Origin of the sequence: Winslowiella toletana, from assembly GCF_032164335.1 — a bacterium.
Lineage (GTDB): Bacteria > Pseudomonadota > Gammaproteobacteria > Enterobacterales > Enterobacteriaceae > Erwinia > Erwinia toletana_A.
The window spans coordinates 4,842,145-4,863,013 of sequence record NZ_CP134152.1; the positions used below are offsets into that span (position 1 = coordinate 4,842,145).

Consider the following 20,869-nt stretch of genomic DNA (forward strand, 5'->3'; position numbering starts at 1 on the left):
CACCCGTGCGCCATAACGCGTGCGTTTAGTCACAACCGACCTCAGCGCTGCTGAGCAAAGTAGGCAGGAATTATGCTCGCATCCGTCACATGGATGCTGGTAATCCCCAGCGCGCGCGCCGCTTCAATATTTGGCAGATTATCATCGAAGAATATCGCCTGGTCAGCGGGAATACCTTCCTGTTGCAGCAACTGCTGATAGATAGCCGCCTCTGGCTTGCGCGCACCCATCTCTTGCGACAGATAGAGACGATCGGCAGCCTGCTGCACCTGCGGATACTGCCCCGGCCAGTAGAGACAATGTAAACGGTTAGTATTCGACAGGATTACCACCCGATGCCCCTGCTGACGCAGCTGATGCATCAGCGTCAATACCTCAGGGCGAACACTGACAAATACCGCCTGCCAGCCAGCTGCAAACTGTTCGAAACTCAGCGCGATATCCAGCTCATCACAGATGGCTTCAGCGAACTGCTCATCACTGATTTCCCCGCGTTCATGCTGTTCAAAGCTTTCGCCCATACGGAAGCGGCTCTGCAATGTCGCCAGCGGCACACGCCCGAGATCACTCCATACGCCCAGCACACGGTTGAAATCAATATCAACAATGACGTTACCTAAATCAAAGATATACAGCATGGCCATCTCCTTTTGTTCCGGTGAGCTATTCACTCTAGCGGTAAAAATCGACACTGAACAGCCAGCATGAGACAGGAAGTGCAAAATCGGTATCGGCAGCAAAAAATTTGCGCGCGCAGTGGGGCGAACTTAGAGGTGGAAGATAAGCAGATAAAAAAATGGCCCCGGTAACGGAGCCATTTATTGTTCACGCTAAGCGAGAATTAAACGTCTTTGCTTCCACGAGAAGCACGCTTACGATCGTTCTCAGTCAGGTGACGTTTACGGATACGTACGGAGGTAGGGGTAACTTCTACCAGTTCGTCGTCATCGATAAACTCCAGCGCCTGCTCCAGTGACATTTTCACTGGTGGAACCAGGGTGGTGGCTTCATCCGTACCAGAAGCACGCATGTTGGTCAGTTTCTTACCGGTCAGACAGTTAACAGTCAGGTCGTTAGAACGACTGTGAATACCGATGATCTGGCCTTCGTAAACTTCTGCACCGTGACCCAGGAACAGCTTACCGCGGTCCTGCAGGCTGAACAGAGCAAATGCCACTGCTTTACCCTGGCCGTTAGAGATCAGCACGCCGTTCTGACGCTGGCCGATTTCGCCCGGACGCACGTCGTCGTAGTGGCTGAAGGTGGAGTACAGCAGACCGGTACCGGAAGTCATGGTCATGAATTCGGTACGGAAGCCGATCAGGCCACGTGCCGGGATCAGGTAATCGAGACGAATACGACCTTTGCCATCTGGCACCATGTCTTTAACGTCACCTTTACGCTCACCCATCGCCTGCATCACAGCACCCTGGTGCTGTTCTTCGATGTCCAGCGTCACGTTCTCGAACGGTTCCTGGTTGCGACCGTCGATAACACGGTTGATAACTTTCGGGCGCGATACTGCCAGCTCGAAGCCTTCACGACGCATGTTTTCGATCAGTACAGACAGGTGCAGCTCACCACGACCAGAAACACGGAATGCATCCGCATCTTCAGTTTCGTCAACGCGCAGTGCCACGTTGTGCACCAGCTCTTTGTTCAGACGGTCAAGGATCTGACGTGAAGTCACATACTTACCTTCTTTACCACAGAATGGCGAGGTGTTGACGTTGAAGAACATGGTAACGGTTGGCTCATCAACGCTCAGGGCTGGCAGCGCTTCCACATTCTGCGGGTCGCAGATGGTGTCAGAGATGTTCAGCTCACCCAGACCGGTGATAGCAATGATATCGCCAGCTTCAGCAACGGTCGCTTCGATACGCTCCAGACCCATGTGGGTCAGTACTTTACCGACTTTACCGTTACGGGTTTTGCCTTCGCTATCAATGATAGTGACTTGCTGGTTAGGTTTAACCACACCGCGCTTGATACGACCGATGCCGATAACGCCAACGTAGTTGTTGTAGTCCAGCTGAGAAATCTGCATCTGGAATGGCGCTTCCATTTCTACCTGTGGAGGAGAAACGTGGTCAACGATAGCCTGATACAGCGGGGTCATGTCATCAGCCATATCGGTATGGTCAACACCGGCAATACCGTTCAGGGCTGATGCATAAATAATTGGGAAATCCAGCTGCTCGTCGGTCGCGTCGAGGTTAACGAACAGGTCAAATACCTGGTCGACAACCCAATCTGGACGTGCGCCCGGACGGTCAACTTTGTTGATAACAACAATTGGCTTCAGACCATTAGCAAAAGCTTTCTTGGTCACGAAACGAGTTTGCGGCATCGGGCCATCCATTGCGTCGACAACCAGCAGAACTGAGTCAACCATTGACATCACACGCTCAACCTCGCCGCCGAAATCGGCGTGTCCTGGGGTATCCACGATGTTGATGCGGTAGTCTTTCCAGTTAATGGCGGTGTTTTTGGCGAGGATGGTAATCCCACGCTCTTTCTCCAAATCGTTGGAGTCCATTACGCGTTCGGTTGCTTCGGTGCGGGCATCAAAGGTCCCGGACTGCTGCAGCAACTTATCAACCAGGGTAGTTTTACCGTGGTCAACGTGGGCAATAATGGCGATGTTACGCAAATTTTCGATCACAGCTTTGCCTCAGGCATTAGAAATAGCGCGCTATTGTACACGGATTAATCGAAGGACTGAACAGGATCACAAATTTCATATAAAGATTACTGTCAGGATTGCTTTTGCAGGCATTTACAGTGCAAAGATTGCACTCCGTCGAGAATTTGCACCAAAATAGTGCCCATTAATCATTCAAAAGCACCAAAATGGTGCGCGACATCCATCATGGTGCATCTCTCGTCTCACGAGAGAGCGCATAATAGCGCCTTTTTACCCAAATAAAAAAGTTGGCATAGATTTCGCTTTAGTCTGACTAAGCGAAAACGGCAGTTTCCACAACGGTTGATAGCTTGTCTGAGATCTTTATTATCAGGTGTACGCGACAATTTACGCGTACCGAACGATGAAGTTCTCGAACCACGACAACAATGAAAATTCCAGGAGAGTTAAGTATGTCCGCTGAACACGTTCTGTCGATGATTAACGAGCATGAAGTGAAATTTGTTGATCTGCGTTTTACCGATACCAAAGGTAAAGAACAACACATCACTATCCCAGCTCACCAGGTAAATGCTGACTTCTTCGAAGAAGGCAAAATGTTCGATGGCTCCTCCATCGGCGGATGGAAAGGTATCAATGAATCAGATATGGTTCTGATGCCAGATGTCAGCACTGCTGTTCTGGACCCATTCTTCGCAGACCCAACTCTGATCATCCGTTGTGACATCCTTGAGCCAGGCACCATGCAGGGCTATGACCGTGACCCACGTTCAATCGCCAAGCGTGCAGAAGATTTCCTGCGCTCTTCCGGTATCGCAGATACCGTGCTGTTTGGACCAGAACCAGAATTCTTCCTGTTTGACGACATCCGTTTCGGCAGCAGCACTTCCGGCTCGCATGTTGCTATCGACGATATCGAAGCAGCGTGGAACACCGGTAAAGAATACGAAGGCGGTAACAAAGGCCATCGTCCAGGTCTGAAAGGCGGTTACTTCCCGGTGCCACCAGTCGATTCAGCACAGGACATTCGTTCTGCCATGTGTCTGACCATGGAGCAGATGGGCCTGGTCGTCGAAGCGCATCACCACGAAGTGGCTACCGCTGGTCAGAACGAAGTGGCTACCCGCTTCAACACCATGACCAAAAAAGCTGACGAAATTCAGATCTACAAATACGTCGTGCACAACATTGCTCACGCCTGGGGCAAAACTGCCACCTTTATGCCAAAACCAATGTTCGGTGACAACGGTTCAGGTATGCACTGCCATATGTCCCTGTCCAAAGGCGGCACCAACCTGTTCGCTGGCGACAAATACGGCGGCCTGTCCGATATAGCTCTGTACTACATCGGCGGTGTTATCAAGCACGCTAAAGCGATTAACGCCCTGGCGAACCCAACCACCAACTCTTACAAGCGTCTGGTTCCGGGTTATGAAGCTCCAGTTATGCTGGCTTACTCTGCGCGTAACCGCTCTGCTTCAATCCGTATCCCAGTTGTTGCCAGCCCGAAAGCACGTCGTATCGAAGCTCGCTTCCCGGATCCAGCGGCTAACCCATACCTGGCATTCTCTGCGCTGCTGATGGCTGGCCTCGACGGCATCATCAACAAGATCCATCCTGGCGATGCGATGGATAAGAACCTGTATGACCTGCCGCCGGAAGAAGAAGCTGAGATTCCAAAAGTAGCGGGCTCTCTGGAAGAAGCGCTGAATGCACTGAACGAAGACCGTGAGTTCCTGACTCGTGGCGGCGTATTCACCGACGACACTATCGATGCTTACATCGAACTGCGTAAGTCTGAAATGGACCGCGTTCGTATGACTCCGCATCCGGTAGAGTTCGAGCTGTACTACAGCGTTTAATAAGTTTGACGTTTTTTGTTGCCGTGGAAACTTTCAGCCCATCTTCGGATGGGCTTTTTTCTCCACTCATTCACCGTGCGGACTAACGCGTAACCGGCTCCGGGACTATAATGCACTAAAATAGTGCAGGGGAACGCTGTATGGTAACTGGCACGCTGCCCGATGCTGGGCAGATTCTCAACTCTCTGATTAACAGTATTTTGCTGGTCGATGACGAACTGGTGGTGCATTACGCCAATCCGGCAGCACAGCAGCTACTGGCGCAAAGCTCTCGAAAGTTATTTGGCACACCGCTGCCGGACTTAATGGGCTATTTCTCGCTGAATATCGACGTGATGCGGGAAAGCCTTGATGCGGGTCAGGGGTTTACCGACAGTGAAGTGACGCTGGTGGTCGACAGCCGCGCGCATATTATGTCGCTGACGGCACAACGTCTGCCAGAAGGTTTAATCCTGCTGGAGATGGCGCCGATGGATAATCAACGCCGCCTCAGTCAGGAACAGATTCAACACGCTCAGCAGGTTGCCGCGCGTGATTTAGTACGCGGTCTGGCACATGAAATAAAAAATCCGCTGGGTGGATTACGCGGTGCGGCGCAGCTACTGGCGAAAGCCCTGCCCGACCCGGCATTAACCGAATACACCAAAGTGATCATTGAGCAGGCTGATCGGCTGCGCAATTTAGTTGATCGCCTGTTAGGGCCGCAACAGCCCGGAATGCATGTGACGCAAAGCATTCATCAGGTTTCCGAACGGGTGGTGAACCTGGTATCAATGGAATTGCCGGACAACGTGACGCTGGTGCGTGATTACGACCCAAGTTTACCTGAATTAGCGCATGACCCCGATCAGCTTGAGCAGGTGCTGCTGAATGTGGTGCGCAACGCGCTACAGGCGCTGGGTGAAACTGGTGGAACCATCACTTTACGTACGCGCACAGCCTTTCAGCTGACACTGCATGGCGTACGTTATCGCCTGGTGGCACGCATCGATATTCAGGATGACGGCCCCGGCATTCCGGCACAACTACAGGATACGCTGTTCTATCCGATGGTCAGCGGGCGCGAGGGTGGCACCGGTTTGGGATTATCCATTGCCCGTAGCCTGATCGATCAGCACTCAGGAAAAATCGAATTTAACAGTTGGCCTGGTCATACCGAATTTTCGGTTTATCTGCCTATTCGCCAGTGAGGTTTCTATGCAACGAGGGATAGTCTGGATCGTCGATGACGATAGCTCCATCCGCTGGGTGCTTGAACGTGCGCTCACTGGAGCCGGTTTAAGCTGCGCGACGTTTGAAAGCGGCAACGAGGTGCTGGATGCGCTCGCAACCAAAACCCCGGACGTTTTATTATCTGATATTCGCATGCCAGGCATGGATGGTCTGGCGCTACTTAAGCAGATCAAACAGCGCCACCCGATGCTTCCGGTCATCATAATGACCGCGCACTCCGATCTGGATGCCGCCGTCAGCGCCTACCAACAGGGTGCATTTGACTATCTGCCGAAACCGTTTGATATCGACGAAGCGGTCGCGCTGGTTGAGCGCGCTATCAGCCACTATCAGGAACAACAGCAACCGCGTAATCAGCCGGTTAATGGCCCGACTACCGATATTATCGGTGAAGCGCCAGCCATGCAGGATGTGTTTCGTATTATTGGCCGCCTGTCGCGCTCCTCGATTAGCGTGCTGATTAACGGCGAATCCGGCACCGGTAAAGAGCTGGTAGCGCATGCCCTGCATCGCCACAGCCCACGCGCCAAATCGCCGTTTATCGCGCTGAATATGGCGGCAATTCCCAAGGATTTGATTGAGTCAGAACTGTTTGGCCATGAGAAAGGGGCTTTTACCGGCGCGAATCAGATCCGCCAGGGCCGCTTTGAACAGGCCGATGGCGGCACGCTGTTTCTCGACGAAATTGGCGATATGCCACTCGACGTGCAAACCCGCCTGCTGCGCGTACTGGCTGATGGTCAGTTCTACCGCGTCGGCGGCTATGCGCCGGTTAAAGTGGATGTGCGCATCATTGCCGCTACCCACCAGAATCTTGAGCTGCGCGTGCAGGAAGGTAAGTTCCGTGAGGATCTGTTCCACCGCCTGAATGTTATCCGCGTTCATCTGCCGCCGCTACGTGAACGTCGTGAAGATATTCCGCGTCTGGCACGCTACTTCCTGCAGGTTGCGGCGCGTGAGTTAGGCGTTGAAGCGAAAATTCTGCATCCGGAAACCGAAACCGCATTAACCCGCCTGCACTGGTCAGGTAACGTGCGCCAGCTGGAAAATACCTGCCGCTGGTTAACGGTGATGGCCGCAGGCCAGGAAGTATTGATTCAGGACTTGCCGCCGGAGCTGTTTGAAACCTCGACGCCGGACAGCCCGGTGCACTCGCTACCGGACAGCTGGGCAACACTGTTAGCGCAGTGGGCCGATCGTGCCTTGCGTTCCGGTCATCAAAACCTGTTATCCGAAGCGCAACCGGAAATGGAAAGAACGCTGCTGACCACTGCTCTGCGCCATACGCAGGGGCACAAGCAGGAAGCCGCACGATTGCTCGGTTGGGGCCGGAATACCCTGACGCGTAAGTTGAAAGAGCTGGGAATGGAATAATACGCCGCGGGCGGCGTCTTGCCGCCCGATATTTCAGATTACCCGTGAAAATTGCTGCATACGCGCCTTCTGACGCAGATAGCTGTCAAAGCACATGCAGATATTCCTGATCAGTAATCGTCCTTTAGCGGTGACCTGAAGGCCCTTCTGATGGCGATCCACCAGCCCGTCGTTAATCAGCGGCTGCAATAATGCTAAATCCTGCGCAAAGTAGTGCTCAAAATCGATCTGCCAGGCCTGTTCAATCGGTTCAAAATCGAGAGCAAAATGACAAATCAGCGTTTTGATAACGTCACGACGCAGGCAGTCATCCGCAGTTAACGCCAGCCCGCGCCATAGCGCATGCCCCTGCTGACTGACGCTGTCAGTGTAATCCTTCATCACTTTCTGATTCTGAGCATAACTGTCGCCGATCATACTAATCGCCGAAACGCCCATTCCCAGTAAATCGCTGTCGCCCTGCGTGGTATAGCCCTGGAAATTGCGGTGCAGTTTGCCGTCCCGCTGAGCTATCGCCAGTTCATCGCCTGGCCGGGCAAAGTGGTCCATACCAATAAACTGATAGCCTGCGCGGGTCAGGGTATTGATGGTTTGCTGCAATATCTCAAGTTTTTGCCGCGCATCCGGCAGTTCCTGCTGTTTGATTTTACGCTGAGCGGCAAACAGCGTCGGCAGATGCGCATAGTTAAATACGCTAAGTCGGTCGGGATTCAGCTCCGCCACCCGCTCTAAGGTGAACGCAAAGCTTTCTGGCGTCTGCAGCGGCAGACCATAGATCAAATCAATATTGGTGGAGGTAAAACCCAGTTCACGCGCACGTTGCATCAGCGAAAAGATAAACGCTTCATCCTGTACGCGGTTTACCTTCTCCTGAACCTGCTTATTAAAATCCTGCACGCCCATACTCAGGCGGTTAAACCCGGCGGCGCGCAGATGGTCCAGCACGTCCAGCTCAATTTCGCGCGGATCAACTTCTATCGACTGCTCAGCATCAGCGCTAAAGTTAAAACTGGCGCGCAGCAGATCGTTCAGCCGGGTAATTTGCTGTTTATCAAGGAAGGTTGGCGTACCGCCGCCCCAGTGCATTTGCCCTACGATGCGACCAGAGAATAGCGGCGCACGCGCCCGAATCTCCTGCTCCAGCACATCGAGGTAGTGATCGGCTTTGTGCTGCTGGCGCGTGACGATTTTATTGCAGCCGCAGAAGTAGCACAGGCGATGACAGAAAGGGATGTGGATATAGAGCGACAGCGGGCGTTCGGGATAACGTTGCGCCGCCAGCTGAAAGGAGGCCTCGGTATAGTTCTGATTAAACTCAAGCGCGGTCGGATAGGAGGTATAGCGTGGCCCGGAATAGTTATATTTCTCAATCAGGGCCAGATCCCATTCAATCGTTGGCGTGGACATGATCACTCCTTCCAGTTACGTCGGTTGGTTGACCGTCGCGAGGGAGGACGCTGTCTCAGCTGCCGTTTGACGGTATCGCGGCGCAACCGGGATTTCAGTCGCGTCAGACGCCGTAGTTTAACGAATAACCAGATCAGATAACATGTAAGAAGAAAGGCGAAAATTGATCCAGGCCAAAGCATCGGCTTAAACCTCTTAACCCGGCACTCCGCAAAGGGAATGCCGGAGCAGACATCAGCAAAAAGCGATCAATTGCCGCCTTTCAGCAGGCGATACATATCTTCTTCTGCTTCATCACCGTCTTCATCGTCACCAAGCTCAATGCCCAGTTGCTCCATCAGCACGTCGATGCGATCAAGCGTTTGATCAAGCCATGCCTGCTCTTCAGCAGACAACACTTCACCATTTTCCAGGCGATCCAGCAGCGCATCGAGACGCTCATTGTTTTCCAACGCCGACAGCTCTTCTTGCGGGCTAAGCTTCGGCTGTTTCTCAGCCGCAACTTTCTTCACTTTCGCCGGTTTGGGTTGGCTCTGCTGGCCTTCAACACCCAGCGGAATCGGTTTTTTGCTGCCGATACGCGGGTCTTTAGCCTGATTGTCATTGCCTTTGTTCTGATTTGGCGCGACGGGATTGGCGCGGCTGCCGGAAGCATTGCCACGATGTTTTTTCTCGTTTTTGCGGTCGCGCGCTTTTTGGTTCAGATCTTCGCGTGACTTACGTTTGTCTTTTGGCGCTTTGGTTTTACTCTGCGGCGCACGTGCAGGTTGCTTCATAATAGTGTCTGCTCTCTGGAATTATCTATTCAGTATAGAATTGCGGCGAAATCTAGCAGAAAGCGGACAAAGAAAAAAGGCGGCAGGTCACCCTGTCGCCTTTTTTCGCACCTTCCGTAGAAGGACAGTCTTCCTTTACATCCATTTATGCAATCAACATCCCGGTTTTTCCTTGTGCCGTCCACTCATCCCGAGTGCTTCCCTTTCCATTAGGGTTCTGGTCCACTGAACCTGATTCCTTCATTCCCTCACTCTTTGTCATCCTGACATTCCCTGAGCGCTTCATCCTGAAGTAAGTCATCCAGACTCTGTGCACTACTTTAGACTAAATCGTCAAACTGACAAGGTAAGGGAAAAAATAGTTATACTTTTGTTCAGGGGTGCATATTTAACAGATTGATTTAAATGACAATAAAATTTTCTGTTTTTTGCAAAAATCGTTAATCGCTGCCAGTAATTATGGCAGATATCTTACAAAATCAGCTGTCGGGCGCTTTGGACGTTTTACAGGTATAATCACGCCATCGCCACATTGTCCTTCGGAGTTTCTATTTTGTCTGGCTGGAATTATCACGTAACGCATTTTGTCACCAGCGCCCCCGACATTCGTCACCTTCCTGCCGATACCGGCATTGAAGTTGCGTTTGCTGGCCGTTCTAACGCCGGTAAGTCCAGCGCGCTGAATACTCTCACCAATCAGAAAAGCCTTGCCCGTACCAGTAAGACGCCCGGGCGTACGCAGCTGATTAACCTGTTTGAAGTTGAAGAAGGCATTCGCCTCGTCGACTTACCGGGCTATGGCTATGCCCAGGTTCCGGAAGAGATGAAGAAGAAATGGCAGCGCTCGCTGGCAGAGTATCTGCGCATGCGCCAGTGTCTGAAAGGACTGGTGGTACTGATGGATATTCGCCACCCGCTGAAAGATCTCGATCAGTCGATGGTGCAGTGGGCAGTTGAAAGCTCGATTCCGGTGCTTATCCTGCTGACTAAAGCCGATAAACTGGCCTCCGGTGCGCGTAAAGCCCAGCTGAATATGGTGCGCGAAGCCTCGATGGCATTTATGGGCGATGTCCAGGTTGAGATGTTCTCATCGCTGAAAAAGATTGGCGTCGATAAGCTACGTCAGAAACTGGATTACTGGTACAGCGAGATTCCACCCGCGACTGAAGACGATATCGCGGAAGAATAAACCACCGGCCGTAAGGGCGGCGTTCTCGCCGCACCTGCAGGATGGGCGAAAAATCCGGCAAAATCCTGACTCGCGCCCAATAAAAAACGCCCCAGTCATAAATGACTGGGGCGGCTAAATATTCAGCCAAATCCGATTACGTGAAGTAAAAGGTCTGAAAGATAGAACATCTTACCTCTGTACCCTACGTCTTGAACTCTACATGATTTTTTCTGACCAAAAAAGCGTTTTTTGTAGTTAATTTTCATAAATCTACATTGATTTGCCAACACTCGTCACAAAAAAAGGCCAACTCTGTAGCTTAATTACAAAGAAAATGCTTAGCCGATAGAAACTTAGCTGAATATCTCACTGACATCCTTGTCAGTTCAGGTGCTGAAGCGATTAACCCAAGATCTTCATTAATCGCTACACTATCGGACCACTGAGTAAGGATTAGTGAGCCTGATCCCAGTTATCGCCAACCCCAACATCAACACGCAATGGCACGTCCAGCGCCATGCTGTTTTCCATCAGCTCACGGATCTTTTTGCTGGCGCTCTCAACGGCATCTTCCTGCACCTCAAACACCAGTTCATCGTGTACCTGCATAATCATCTTCACGTCTGGAGAGTTTTGCGCCAGCAACCACTCGTCTACCGCAATCATTGCACGCTTAATGATATCCGCAGCCGTACCCTGCATCGGGGCGTTGATAGCCGCACGTTCGGCAGCTTTACGGCGTATTGCGTTGCTGGACTGGATATCCGGCAGATAGAGACGACGGCCATCCAGCGTCGAAATATAGCCTTGTTCTGAGGCCTGCTGACGGGTACTTTCCATATATTGCAGCACGCCAGGATAACGCTCAAAGTAGAGATCCATATACTTCTTCGCTTCGCCGGCACCGATATTCAGCTGTCGCGACAGACCAAATGCGCTCATGCCATAGATCAGACCAAAGTTTATCGCTTTGGCGCTGCGGCGCTGCTCGCTGGTCACTTTGTCCAGCGGCGTACTGAATACTTCTGCTGCGGTGGCTCGGTGAATATCCTGACCTTCAGCAAACGCTTTCAGTAGCCCTTTATCCTGCGACAGGTGCGCCATAATGCGCAGCTCGATTTGAGAATAGTCAGCGGCGACGATGCGATGGCCCGCAGGCGCGACAAATGCCTGACGGATTCGACGCCCCTCCTCATTACGCACCGGAATATTTTGCAGGTTTGGATCGCTGGAAGACAGACGCCCGGTTGCGGTCACCGCCTGATGATAGGAGGTATGAACGCGCCCGCTGTGCGGATTGATCATCAGCGGTAACTTATCGGTGTAAGTTGATTTCAGCTTCGACAGACCACGATGCTCAAGAATAATCTTCGGCAATGGGTAGTCGAGTGCCAGTTCTGCCAGCACTTCTTCACTGGTCGACGGCGCACCGCCCGGTGTCTTCTTGGTCGGTTTGATACCCTGCTTTTCAAACAAGATGGTTTGTAGCTGTTTGGTCGACGAGAGGTTAAACGGTTCGCCTGCCAGCTCATGCGCTTTCAGCTCCAGTTCGGCCAGGCGGGAAGTCAGCTCTTTCGAGTGGGCTGCCAGAATGCTCTGATCGATAAGTACGCCGTTACGCTCCACGCGGGAAATCACCGTAACCAGCGGCATTTCGATAGTTTCGAAGACGTTTTTCGGCCCGGCCTGTTGTTCCAGCTCAGGCCACATCTTCTGATGCAGTTGCAGAGTCACATCCGCATCTTCAGCGGCATAATGAGCCGCCTGCTCCAGCGCAATCTGGTTAAAGGTCAGCTGATTTTTACCTTTACCGGCAATTTCGGTAAAGGTCACCGTTTTATGATTCAGCCAGCGCGATGCCAGCGTATCCATATCATGCTTGCCAGCCACGCTGTTCAGCATGTAAGACTCGAGCATCGTGTCGAACTTGATGCCCTGTAGCTCGATACCATAGTTCTTCAGCACGCCGCGATCGAACTTAAGGTTTTGCCCTACTTTCAGCGCTTTTTCGTCTTCCAGCAGCGGCTTCAGGCGCGCCAGAACCGCATCACGGTCAAGCTGTGGCGGCGCATCAAGATAATCATGAGCAACCGGCAGATAAGCCGCATCGCCCGCTGATACCGCAAATGAGAGGCCGATAATATTGGCACTGAGGGTATCCAGCGCGTCGGTTTCCAGATCAAAGGCAAAAACGTCACTGGCCTGCAATTTCTTCAGCCACTGTTCGAAGGTTTCTTCATCCAGAATAGTGACGTAGCCATCGGCTGACAGCACACTGGCGACGTCCGGCTGTTCCGTTTTTTCAACCACTGCTTTCTGTGCCGCAGGATGACTTTTTTTACCCTGCAACCAGACGCCTTCTTCCAGATCGCTAATCCAGCGCTTAAATTCGTAATGCCTGAACAGGCCAAGCAACTCTTCCACTTGTGGTTCATTGACGTTCAACTGGTCGTAAGTCACTTCCAGCTCAACGTCGGTTTTAATCGTTGCCAGCTGATAAGAGAGGAAGGCCACCTCTTTATTTTGCTCCAGCTTGGCCGACATGGTTTTGGCACCGCGGAATGACAGGTCAGCCACTTTATCCAGATTGTCATAGATGGTCTTTATGCCACCCAGCCCCTGCAGCAACGCCTGCGCGGTTTTCTCACCGACACCCGGCACGCCGGGAATGTTGTCCGACGAATCGCCCATCAGCGCAAGGAAATCGATAATCAGCTCGGGCGGAATACCATACTTGTCATTGACCTCTTCCGGCCCAAGGATGGCGTTATTCATGGTATTGATTAACGTTACGTTAGGCGTCACCAGCTGGGCCATATCTTTGTCGCCGGTGCTGATCAACACCGGGCGGCCGACTTTCTCCGCCTGCAATGCCAGCGTGCCAATCACGTCATCAGCCTCTACGCCACTGACTGCCAACAGCGGTAAACCCATGGCTTTCACCATTTGATGCAGCGGTTCGATCTGCGCACGCAGATCGTCCGGCATCGGTGGACGATGAGATTTGTAGTGTTCAAATAACTCGTCGCGGAAGGTTTTACCTTTGGCATCGAAAACCACCGCAACATGGCTCGGCTTATATTGCAGCAGCAGGCTGCGCAGCATATTGAGCACGCCATACATCGCACCGGTCGGTTCACCGACGCTATTGGTCAGCGGGGGAAATGCGTGATAAGCGCGATAGAGATAAGAGGAACCATCTACCAGAATCAGCGGATTTTCTGCAATTTGTGCCATAGGTTGTCACATTCTTCGTTAGTCATTTGAATGGGCTTAAGGATGCCACAGCTCGGGCATAAAGTTGAAATAACTCAGCCGATAAAGCAGTAAAGATTTCTGAATTGAGGAGTCGCTTCCAGCAAACAAGCTGTGGATAAGTTTGTGTGTAAGTTTGCTAACTTATTGTTATTTACAATAAACGACAATAAAATACAGTATAAAAGACATATATTTCAGTCAGTTAACAGTTAATCATCGATAATCTTTTTAAATATCGAAAAAATATTTAGTGTGGATACAAATATTTCCGCTTCGTCATTAATCCTTACTCGGTGGCCAGATTGTGGGAGTAATCAAAGCTAATTATTCTTTGCGGAAAAAGGGGAGATTTAAACAAGGATCGGTGGCGGGAAAATAAAAAAACGCCGGAGAAACCGGCGTTTAAGATTAGCGTAAGTTACTTTTTGCTGACGAGGAATTTAACGACGTTAGCGTATTGCTGTACGAAGTTTTCCATTGAGCTGGTATCCAGACCGCCGTTGTTAACCATATATTTGCCGTTAACAAATATCGCCGGAACACCGCGCAAATCTAAATCAGCTGCGGCTTTTTCCTGCTGTGCTACCAGCGATTTGACCACAAAGCTGTTCCAGGCAGCATCATACTCATCTGGAGTGATGCCCGCTGCTTTAACAAAAACGTCTTTCAGATTGGCCGGAGTATTGATGGTCTGAGTTTTCTGAATACCTTCAAAAATCGGTGCGGTGACTTTATCTTCAACGCCCAGCGCCATTGCCACTGCCCATGCCTGAGTGACCGCTTTACCCATCTCGCCGCCTAAAAACTCGACGTGATATTTGGTGACTTTAACGTTTTCTGGCAGGTTTTTCTTAACCGCTTCGCTAACGTGATAAACACGTTCAAACTGATAGCAGTGTGGGCAGTAGAATGAGAAAAACTCAAGAACCTGAGGCTCACCGGCAGCCGGCTTATCAAGCGTGACATACTGCTGACCATCAGTAAACTGCGCAGCGGATGCGCTGAATGCCATAACCAGGCCGACGAGCGCGAACCAAATCTTTTTCATGTTAACTATTTCTCCTGAATACAACCTCAAAACGCAGGCATTAACTGCAGCGGTGGCTCCTGCAACAGCTTGTCCTGCTCATCAAAAATCGATATCTGTCTGTGCCAGAAATCTTCATCCGTCATCCACGGAAAACTTCTCGGAAAAGCAGGATCCTGCCAACGGCGAACAATCCATGCCAGATAATAAACCATCCGCATAGCGCGTAAAGGTTCAATCAGTGACAATTCGTGTGAATCAAAGTCGCTGAACTCACTATAGGCTTCCAACAGAATATCCCACTGGATGCGCTGTTCCTGACGATCGCCGTTTACCAGCATCCATAAATCCTGTACCGCCGGGCCATTGCGCGCGTCATCGAGATCGACAAACAGTGGGCCGTCACGCCACAGAATATTACCCGGATGGCAATCACCATGCAGACGCAAACTGGTCCAGTCATTGTGCCAGCGCCCTTGTAAGGTATTGCTCATCCGATCGAGGCTTTGCAACAATCTGATCTTAAGCTTTGCCGGGATAAGGTTAGTCTCTTCCAGCACCTGCCGTGGCTCTACGATATATTCCTGCAGGCCAATGGTCGGACGCTCGGTAAACAGCTTTTTTTTGCCGGTCTGATGAATACGGCCAAGAAACCGCCCCACCCACTCCATATGATCGTAATTATCAGTTTCGTACTGGCGACCACCGAGACTCGGGAATACCGCAAAATAAAAGCCATCATGCTGATGTAACATCTTATTCTGCAACACCAGCGGCGCAGCTATCGGTACTTCATCAGACAGCAGTTCGACAGCAAACTGATGCTCTTCATCTATTTGCGCCGCCGTCCAGCGCTGAGGGCGATAGAACTTCACCACATAACGCTTTTTGTCTTCGTCTGAGAACTGATACACCCGGTTCTCGTAACTGTTTAAAGCCGTCAGGCCGGACTCTACACGCAAGCCGGTATCCCAAAGCGCATCAACTATTGAATCGGGATTTAACGTCTGGAAGTTAAAGGCTGCCTGGTTCATAGTGCAGATTCGCTATTTCGCTGTGAGTAAGCGGCAAAGAATATCATTAAAAGACAGGCACTTTGGCCAAAGGTTCAGATTTTAATCTTTAATCACACCACGAGCGCGCAGTAATGCGGTCTTAAAATCCACTTCATAATCTTTTTTAATGCCGGGAATCACTGCACTTTTATCTGTATCGCGCATTTTCAGGTGATAAATCAGAATATCGTCAGTGAGCTGCTCAATTGGCCCAGTGAAACCTGACTCCTCGGCCAGTTTCTGCAAGAATTGCAGTAGATTCAGATCGGGTTCCTGTTGCCATGCAGGCTGTAATAGTGAAATCAGTTCATTAACACGATGACATTTCATAGCAGTTTGTCCTTAACGGTTTGTATTCCGCTACGTTAACAGGGTTATTCCCACAATAAAAGAGAGGTCAAAACCGATGCAGCAGCAAATGACCATACCGCGCGCTGAGGTCACCGGAGTCGTTCTTGCCGGAGGACGCGGCAGCCGTATGGGGGGCGAAGATAAAGGGCTGATGGTACTCAACGATCTTCCACTTTATCAGCACGTTCTGCAGCGCTTGCAGCCACAGGTTTCGGATCTTTGCATTAGCGCTAATCGCAACCTCGCACGCTATCAGCATAGCGGCTATCCGGTAATCAGCGATACCTTTAGCAATTTTGCAGGTCCACTGGCGGGTATGCTGGCTGCGCTCCGTGCAATTGATAGCCCGTGGGCGGCTTTCGTCTCATGCGACACGCCTTTTATCCCGTCCAATCTGGTTGCTCATTTATGGCAAAACCGTGGGACAGATGACGCCGTTTGGGTACGTAGCGGAGAACGAGATCATCCCACCCTTGCTTTGATTCATCGGCGCGTTGCCGATCGACTTGAAAAGTTTTTAAATCGTGGCGATCGCAAACTGATGCTATTTATGCAGGAGATAGACTCACATTCCGTCCCTTTTACAGAGGATCGGCCATTTTTTATCAATATAAATACACCAGAAGATCTGCGCAACTGGCATGAGGTTTAGTCATATGCTTCCACTTATCGCCTTTGCCGCCTGGAGCGGTACCGGTAAAACTACGCTGCTTAAGCAGCTTATTCCGTTGCTGAAGCAGCGAAATATACGGCCCGGGCTGATCAAGCATACTCATCACCGTATGGATATCGACACGCCCGGCAAAGACAGTTATCAACTGCGCAAAGCCGGCGCGGATCAGGTATTGGTAGCCAGTCAGCAGCGCTGGGCACTAATGACCGAGACGCCGGATAATGCTGCCAGCCCCGATCTTTATTTTCTCGCCAGCCGGATGGACGCATCTTCACTGGATGTCATTCTGGTTGAAGGCTTTAAAGACGAATCCGTGCCGAAAATAATTGTCTGGCGCGAGGCAACGGGTGGAAAACTTAGCGAGTTACTCGATAAAGATGTAATTGCGGTGGCCAGTGACAGGCCCTTAGCGGTGGAAATGCCTTGCCTGGATTTAAATCAGCCGGAGCAAATCGCAGATTTTGTAATCGACTGGCTGAAGAATGGAAAAATATAATAGCCTTAACGCAAAAAACCCCCAGCTTACGCTGGGGGTTATCGCAATTTGATGCCTGGCAGTTCCCTACTCTCGCATGGGGAGACCCCACACTACCATCGGCGCTACGGCGTTTCACTTCTGAGTTCGGCATGGGGTCAGGTGGGACCACCGCGCTAAAGCCGCCAGGCAAATTCTGTTATCCGCGCCGCCCTGCGGGCCACGCGAATCAATCCGTTTCGAACAAGCTGAAATTGATGGTTCTCTCACACACAACCACCAAAACACTTCTGGCGTTGTAAGGTTAAGCCTCACGGGTCATTAGTACCGGTTAGCTCAACGCATCGCTGCGCTTACACACCCGGCCTATCAACGTCGTAGTCTTCAACGTCCCTTCAGGACCCTCAAGGAGTCAGGGAGAATTCATCTCGAGGCAAGTTTCGCGCTTAGATGCTTTCAGCGCTTATCTTTTCCGCATTTAGCTACCGGGCAATGCCATTGGCATGACAACCCGAACACCAGTGATGCGTCCACTCCGGTCCTCTCGTACTAGGAGCAGCCCCTCTCAATTCTCCAGCGCCCACGGCAGATAGGGACCGAACTGTCTCACGACGTTCTAAACCCAGCTCGCGTACCACTTTAAACGGCGAACAGCCGTACCCTTGGGACCTACTTCAGCCCCAGGATGTGATGAGCCGACATCGAGGTGCCAAACACCGCCGTCGATATGAACTCTTGGGCGGTATCAGCCTGTTATCCCCGGAGTACCTTTTATCCGTTGAGCGATGGCCCTTCCATTCAGAACCACCGGATCACTATGACCTGCTTTCGCACCTGCTCGAGCCGTCACTCTCGCAGTCAAGCCAGCTTATGCCATTGCACTAACCTCACGATGTCCGACCGTGATTAGCTGACCTTCGTGCTCCTCCGTTACTCTTTAGGAGGAGACCGCCCCAGTCAAACTACCCACCAGACACTGTCCCCACGCCGGATTACGGCGCCAGGTTAGAACATCAAACATTAAAGGGTGGTATTTCAAGGTTGGCTCCACGCAGACTGGCGTCCACGCTTCGAAGCCTCCCACCTATCCTACACATCAAGGCTCAATGTTCAGTGTCAAGCTGTAGTAAAGGTTCACGGGGTCTTTCCGTCTTGCCGCGGGTACACTGCATCTTCACAGCGAGTTCAATTTCACTGAGTCTCGGGTGGAGACAGCCTGGCCATCATTACGCCATTCGTGCAGGTCGGAACTTACCCGACAAGGAATTTCGCTACCTTAGGACCGTTATAGTTACGGCCGCCGTTTACCGGGGCTTCGATCAAGAGCTTCTCCTTGCGGATAACCCCATCAATTAACCTTCCGGCACCGGGCAGGCGTCACACCGTATACGTCCACTTTCGTGTTTGCACAGTGCTGTGTTTTTAATAAACAGTTGCAGCCAGCTGGTATCTTCGACTGGCTTCAGCTCCGGGAGCAAGTCCCTTCACCTACGCGCCAGCGTGCCTTCTCCCGAAGTTACGGCACCATTTTGCCTAGTTCCTTCACCCGAGTTCTCTCAAGCGCCTTGGTATTCTCTACCTGACCACCTGTGTCGGTTTGGGGTACGATTTCGTGTTACCTGGAGCTTAGAGGCTTTTCCTGGAAGCATGGCATCAGTTACTTCACCACCGTAGTGGCTCGTCATCACGCCTCAGCCTTAGAGCATTCCGGATTTGCCTGGAATGCAAGCCTACACGCTTAAACCGGGACAACCGTCGCCCGGATAACCTAGCCTTCTCCGTCCCCCCTTCGCAGTAACACCAAGTACAGGAATATTAACCTGTTTCCCATCGACTACGCTTTTCAGCCTCGCCTTAGGGGTCGACTCACCCTGCCCCGATTAACGTTGGACAGGAACCCTTGGTCTTCCGGCGAGCGGGCTTTTCACCCGCTTTATCGTTACTTATGTCAGCATTCGCACTTCTGATACCTCCAGCAGACCTCACAGTCCACCTTCGACGGCTTACAGAACGCTCCCCTACCCAACAACACATAGTGTCGCTGCCGCAGCTTCGGTGCATGGTTTAGCCCCGTTACATCTTCCGCGCAGGCCGACTCGACCAGTGAGCTATTACGCTTTCTTTAAATGATGGCTGCTTCTAAGCCAACATCCTGGCTGTCTGTGCCTTCCCACATCGTTTCCCACTTAACCATGACTTTGGGACCTTAGCTGGCGGTCTGGGTTGTTTCCCTCTTCACGACGGACGTTAGCACCCGCCGTGTGTCTCCCGTGATAACATTCTCCGGTATTCGCAGTTTGCATCGGGTTGGTAAGCCGGGATGGCCCCCTAGCCGAAACAGTGCTCTACCCCCGGAGATGAGTTCACGAGGCGCTACCTAAATAGCTTTCGGGGAGAACCAGCTATCTCCCGGTTTGATTGGCCTTTCACCCCCAGCCACAAGTCATCCGCTAATTTTTCAACATTAGTCGGTTCGGTCCTCCAGTTAGTGTTACCCAACCTTCAACCTGCCCATGGCTAGATCACCGGGTTTCGGGTCTATACCCTGCAACTTAACGCCCAGTTAAGACTCGGTTTCCCTGCGGCTCCCCTATACGGTTAACCTTGCTACAGAATATAAGTCGCTGACCCATTATACAAAAGGTACGCAGTCACCCTGATAAATCAAGGCTCCCACTGCTTGTACGTACACGGTTTCAGGTTCTGTTTCACTCCCCTCGCCGGGGTTCTTTTCGCCTTTCCCTCACGGTACTGGTTCACTATCGGTCAGTCAGGAGTATTTAGCCTTGGAGGATGGTCCCCCCATATTCAGACAGGATGTCACGTGTCCCGCCCTACTCATCGAACTCACAGCAAGTGCAGCTTCGTGTACGGGGCTATCACCCTGTATCGCGCCACTTTCCAGAGGCTTCCACTGCTGCACAAACTGATTCAGGTTCTGGGCTGTTCCCCGTTCGCTCGCCGCTACTGGGGGAATCTCGGTTGATTTCTTTTCCTCTGGGTACTTAGATGTTTCAGTTCCCCAGGTTCGCCTCATTAAGCTATGTATTCACTTAATGATAATGCAACGAATTGCATTGGGTTTCCCCATTCGGGTATCGACGGTTGTAGCGCCTCATATCGGCTTACCGTCGCTTATCGCAGATTAGCACGCCCTTCATCGCCTCTGACTGCCAGGGCATCCACCGTGTACGCTTAGTCGCTTAACCTCACAACCCACAAGTGTTTCCACTGCGGTTGCAAGCATTTGAGAGACTCGAACACATCGCGATTCATTTCTTATTACGGAGAAATGAGACGACGCGTCGTTTCAATTTTCAGCTTGTTCCGGATTGTTAAAGAGCAATATCTTAAAACCTGACTCGAAAGTCAGCTTTAAGATATTTTCAGCGACACCTTTCACCTGTCACCAAGCAAGTGGCGTCCCCTAGGGGATTCGAACCCCTGTTGCCGCCGTGAAAGGGCGGAGTCCTAACCGCTAGACGAAGGGGACACGGGGTGTCGCGACTTCGCAGGCGCCTTGCTCATTACTTTTTCATCAGACAATCTGTGTGGGCACT

General features: G+C 51.5%; 15 protein-coding genes, 1 tRNA gene and 2 rRNA genes. 6 read left to right on the top strand and 12 right to left on the bottom strand.

Annotation, left to right across the window (positions count from 1 at the left end):
- Positions 1-41: 41 nt before the first annotated feature.
- Together yihX and typA are read right to left on the bottom strand one after the other, a co-directional pair.
- Entirely contained in the window at positions 42-638 is a 597-nt protein-coding gene (gene yihX / locus RIN69_RS22025; RefSeq protein WP_313854604.1) for a glucose-1-phosphatase, read from the bottom strand.
- A gap of 203 nt (positions 639-841) precedes the next feature.
- Positions 842-2,665 (bottom strand): ribosome-dependent GTPase TypA, encoded by a 1,824-nt coding sequence (gene typA / locus RIN69_RS22030; RefSeq protein WP_313854606.1) that lies wholly within the window; start codon positions 2,663-2,665, stop codon positions 842-844.
- A gap of 434 nt (positions 2,666-3,099) precedes the next feature.
- On the opposite strand from typA, the gene glnA reads away from it, so the two are divergent.
- The 3 genes from glnA (at position 3,100) to glnG (ending at position 7,116) form a co-directional block, all read left to right on the top strand.
- Entirely contained in the window at positions 3,100-4,509 is a 1,410-nt protein-coding gene (gene glnA, locus RIN69_RS22035; protein ID WP_052902242.1) for a glutamate--ammonia ligase, read from the top strand.
- Between the two features lie 140 nt (positions 4,510-4,649).
- Positions 4,650-5,699 (top strand): nitrogen regulation protein NR(II), encoded by a 1,050-nt coding sequence (gene glnL / locus RIN69_RS22040; RefSeq protein WP_313854610.1) that lies wholly within the window; start codon positions 4,650-4,652, stop codon positions 5,697-5,699.
- 7 nt (positions 5,700-5,706) lie between these two features.
- Positions 5,707-7,116 (top strand): nitrogen regulation protein NR(I), encoded by a 1,410-nt coding sequence (gene glnG, locus RIN69_RS22045; RefSeq protein WP_313854612.1) that lies wholly within the window; start codon positions 5,707-5,709, stop codon positions 7,114-7,116.
- Positions 7,117-7,149: 33 nt separating this feature from the next.
- Here the strand turns inward: glnG and hemN are convergent, their stop codons facing one another.
- Both hemN and yihI read right to left on the bottom strand, forming a co-directional pair.
- Entirely contained in the window at positions 7,150-8,523 is a 1,374-nt protein-coding gene (gene hemN, locus RIN69_RS22050; RefSeq protein WP_313854614.1) for an oxygen-independent coproporphyrinogen III oxidase, read from the bottom strand.
- Between the two features lie 248 nt (positions 8,524-8,771).
- Positions 8,772-9,299, bottom strand: coding sequence for a Der GTPase-activating protein YihI (gene yihI, locus RIN69_RS22055; protein ID WP_313854616.1), 528 nt, complete (start codon positions 9,297-9,299; stop codon positions 8,772-8,774).
- Between the two features lie 553 nt (positions 9,300-9,852).
- Between yihI and yihA the strand changes: the two genes are divergently transcribed.
- Positions 9,853-10,488, top strand: a complete 636-nt coding sequence (gene yihA, locus RIN69_RS22060) for a ribosome biogenesis GTP-binding protein YihA/YsxC (RefSeq protein ID WP_313854618.1) — start codon at positions 9,853-9,855, stop codon at positions 10,486-10,488.
- 122 nt (positions 10,489-10,610) lie between these two features.
- On the opposite strand, the gene RIN69_RS23060 is transcribed toward yihA, so the two are convergent.
- The 5 genes from RIN69_RS23060 to RIN69_RS22080 form a co-directional block, all read right to left on the bottom strand.
- On the bottom strand, positions 10,611-10,658 hold the full coding sequence (locus tag RIN69_RS23060; protein WP_071892919.1) for a spot 42 RNA, inhibition of DNA synthesis: 48 nt from the start codon (positions 10,656-10,658) through the stop codon (positions 10,611-10,613).
- A 265-nt stretch (positions 10,659-10,923) separates the two neighbouring features.
- Positions 10,924-13,707, bottom strand: coding sequence for a DNA polymerase I (polA, locus tag RIN69_RS22065; RefSeq protein WP_313854620.1), 2,784 nt, complete (start codon positions 13,705-13,707; stop codon positions 10,924-10,926).
- A 439-nt stretch (positions 13,708-14,146) separates the two neighbouring features.
- The gene (gene dsbA, locus RIN69_RS22070; RefSeq protein ID WP_313854622.1) at positions 14,147-14,776 is read right to left on the bottom strand and encodes a thiol:disulfide interchange protein DsbA; all 630 of its coding nucleotides are present in this window, start codon (positions 14,774-14,776) and stop codon (positions 14,147-14,149) included.
- A 26-nt stretch (positions 14,777-14,802) separates the two neighbouring features.
- Complete coding sequence (locus tag RIN69_RS22075) at positions 14,803-15,789, bottom strand: serine/threonine protein kinase (RefSeq protein WP_313854624.1); 987 nt, start codon at positions 15,787-15,789, stop codon at positions 14,803-14,805.
- A gap of 81 nt (positions 15,790-15,870) precedes the next feature.
- Positions 15,871-16,140, bottom strand: coding sequence for a YihD family protein (locus tag RIN69_RS22080; protein WP_313854626.1), 270 nt, complete (start codon positions 16,138-16,140; stop codon positions 15,871-15,873).
- A gap of 76 nt (positions 16,141-16,216) precedes the next feature.
- Between RIN69_RS22080 and mobA the strand changes: the two genes are divergently transcribed.
- Both mobA and mobB read left to right on the top strand, forming a co-directional pair.
- Positions 16,217-16,813, top strand: coding sequence for a molybdenum cofactor guanylyltransferase MobA (gene mobA / locus RIN69_RS22085; protein WP_313854629.1), 597 nt, complete (start codon positions 16,217-16,219; stop codon positions 16,811-16,813).
- Between the two features lie 4 nt (positions 16,814-16,817).
- Positions 16,818-17,330, top strand: coding sequence for a molybdopterin-guanine dinucleotide biosynthesis protein MobB (gene mobB, locus RIN69_RS22090; RefSeq protein WP_313854631.1), 513 nt, complete (start codon positions 16,818-16,820; stop codon positions 17,328-17,330).
- Positions 17,331-17,383: 53 nt separating this feature from the next.
- Here mobB and rrf read toward each other — a convergent pair.
- The 3 genes from rrf to RIN69_RS22105 all read right to left on the bottom strand — a co-directional run bounded on the left by rrf (position 17,384) and on the right by RIN69_RS22105 (position 20,802).
- A 5S ribosomal RNA gene (gene rrf, locus RIN69_RS22095) occupies positions 17,384-17,499 on the bottom strand.
- A gap of 110 nt (positions 17,500-17,609) precedes the next feature.
- A 23S ribosomal RNA gene (locus RIN69_RS22100) occupies positions 17,610-20,518 on the bottom strand.
- Between the two features lie 209 nt (positions 20,519-20,727).
- A tRNA-Glu gene (locus RIN69_RS22105) sits at positions 20,728-20,802 on the bottom strand.
- Positions 20,803-20,869 lie beyond the last annotated feature (67 nt).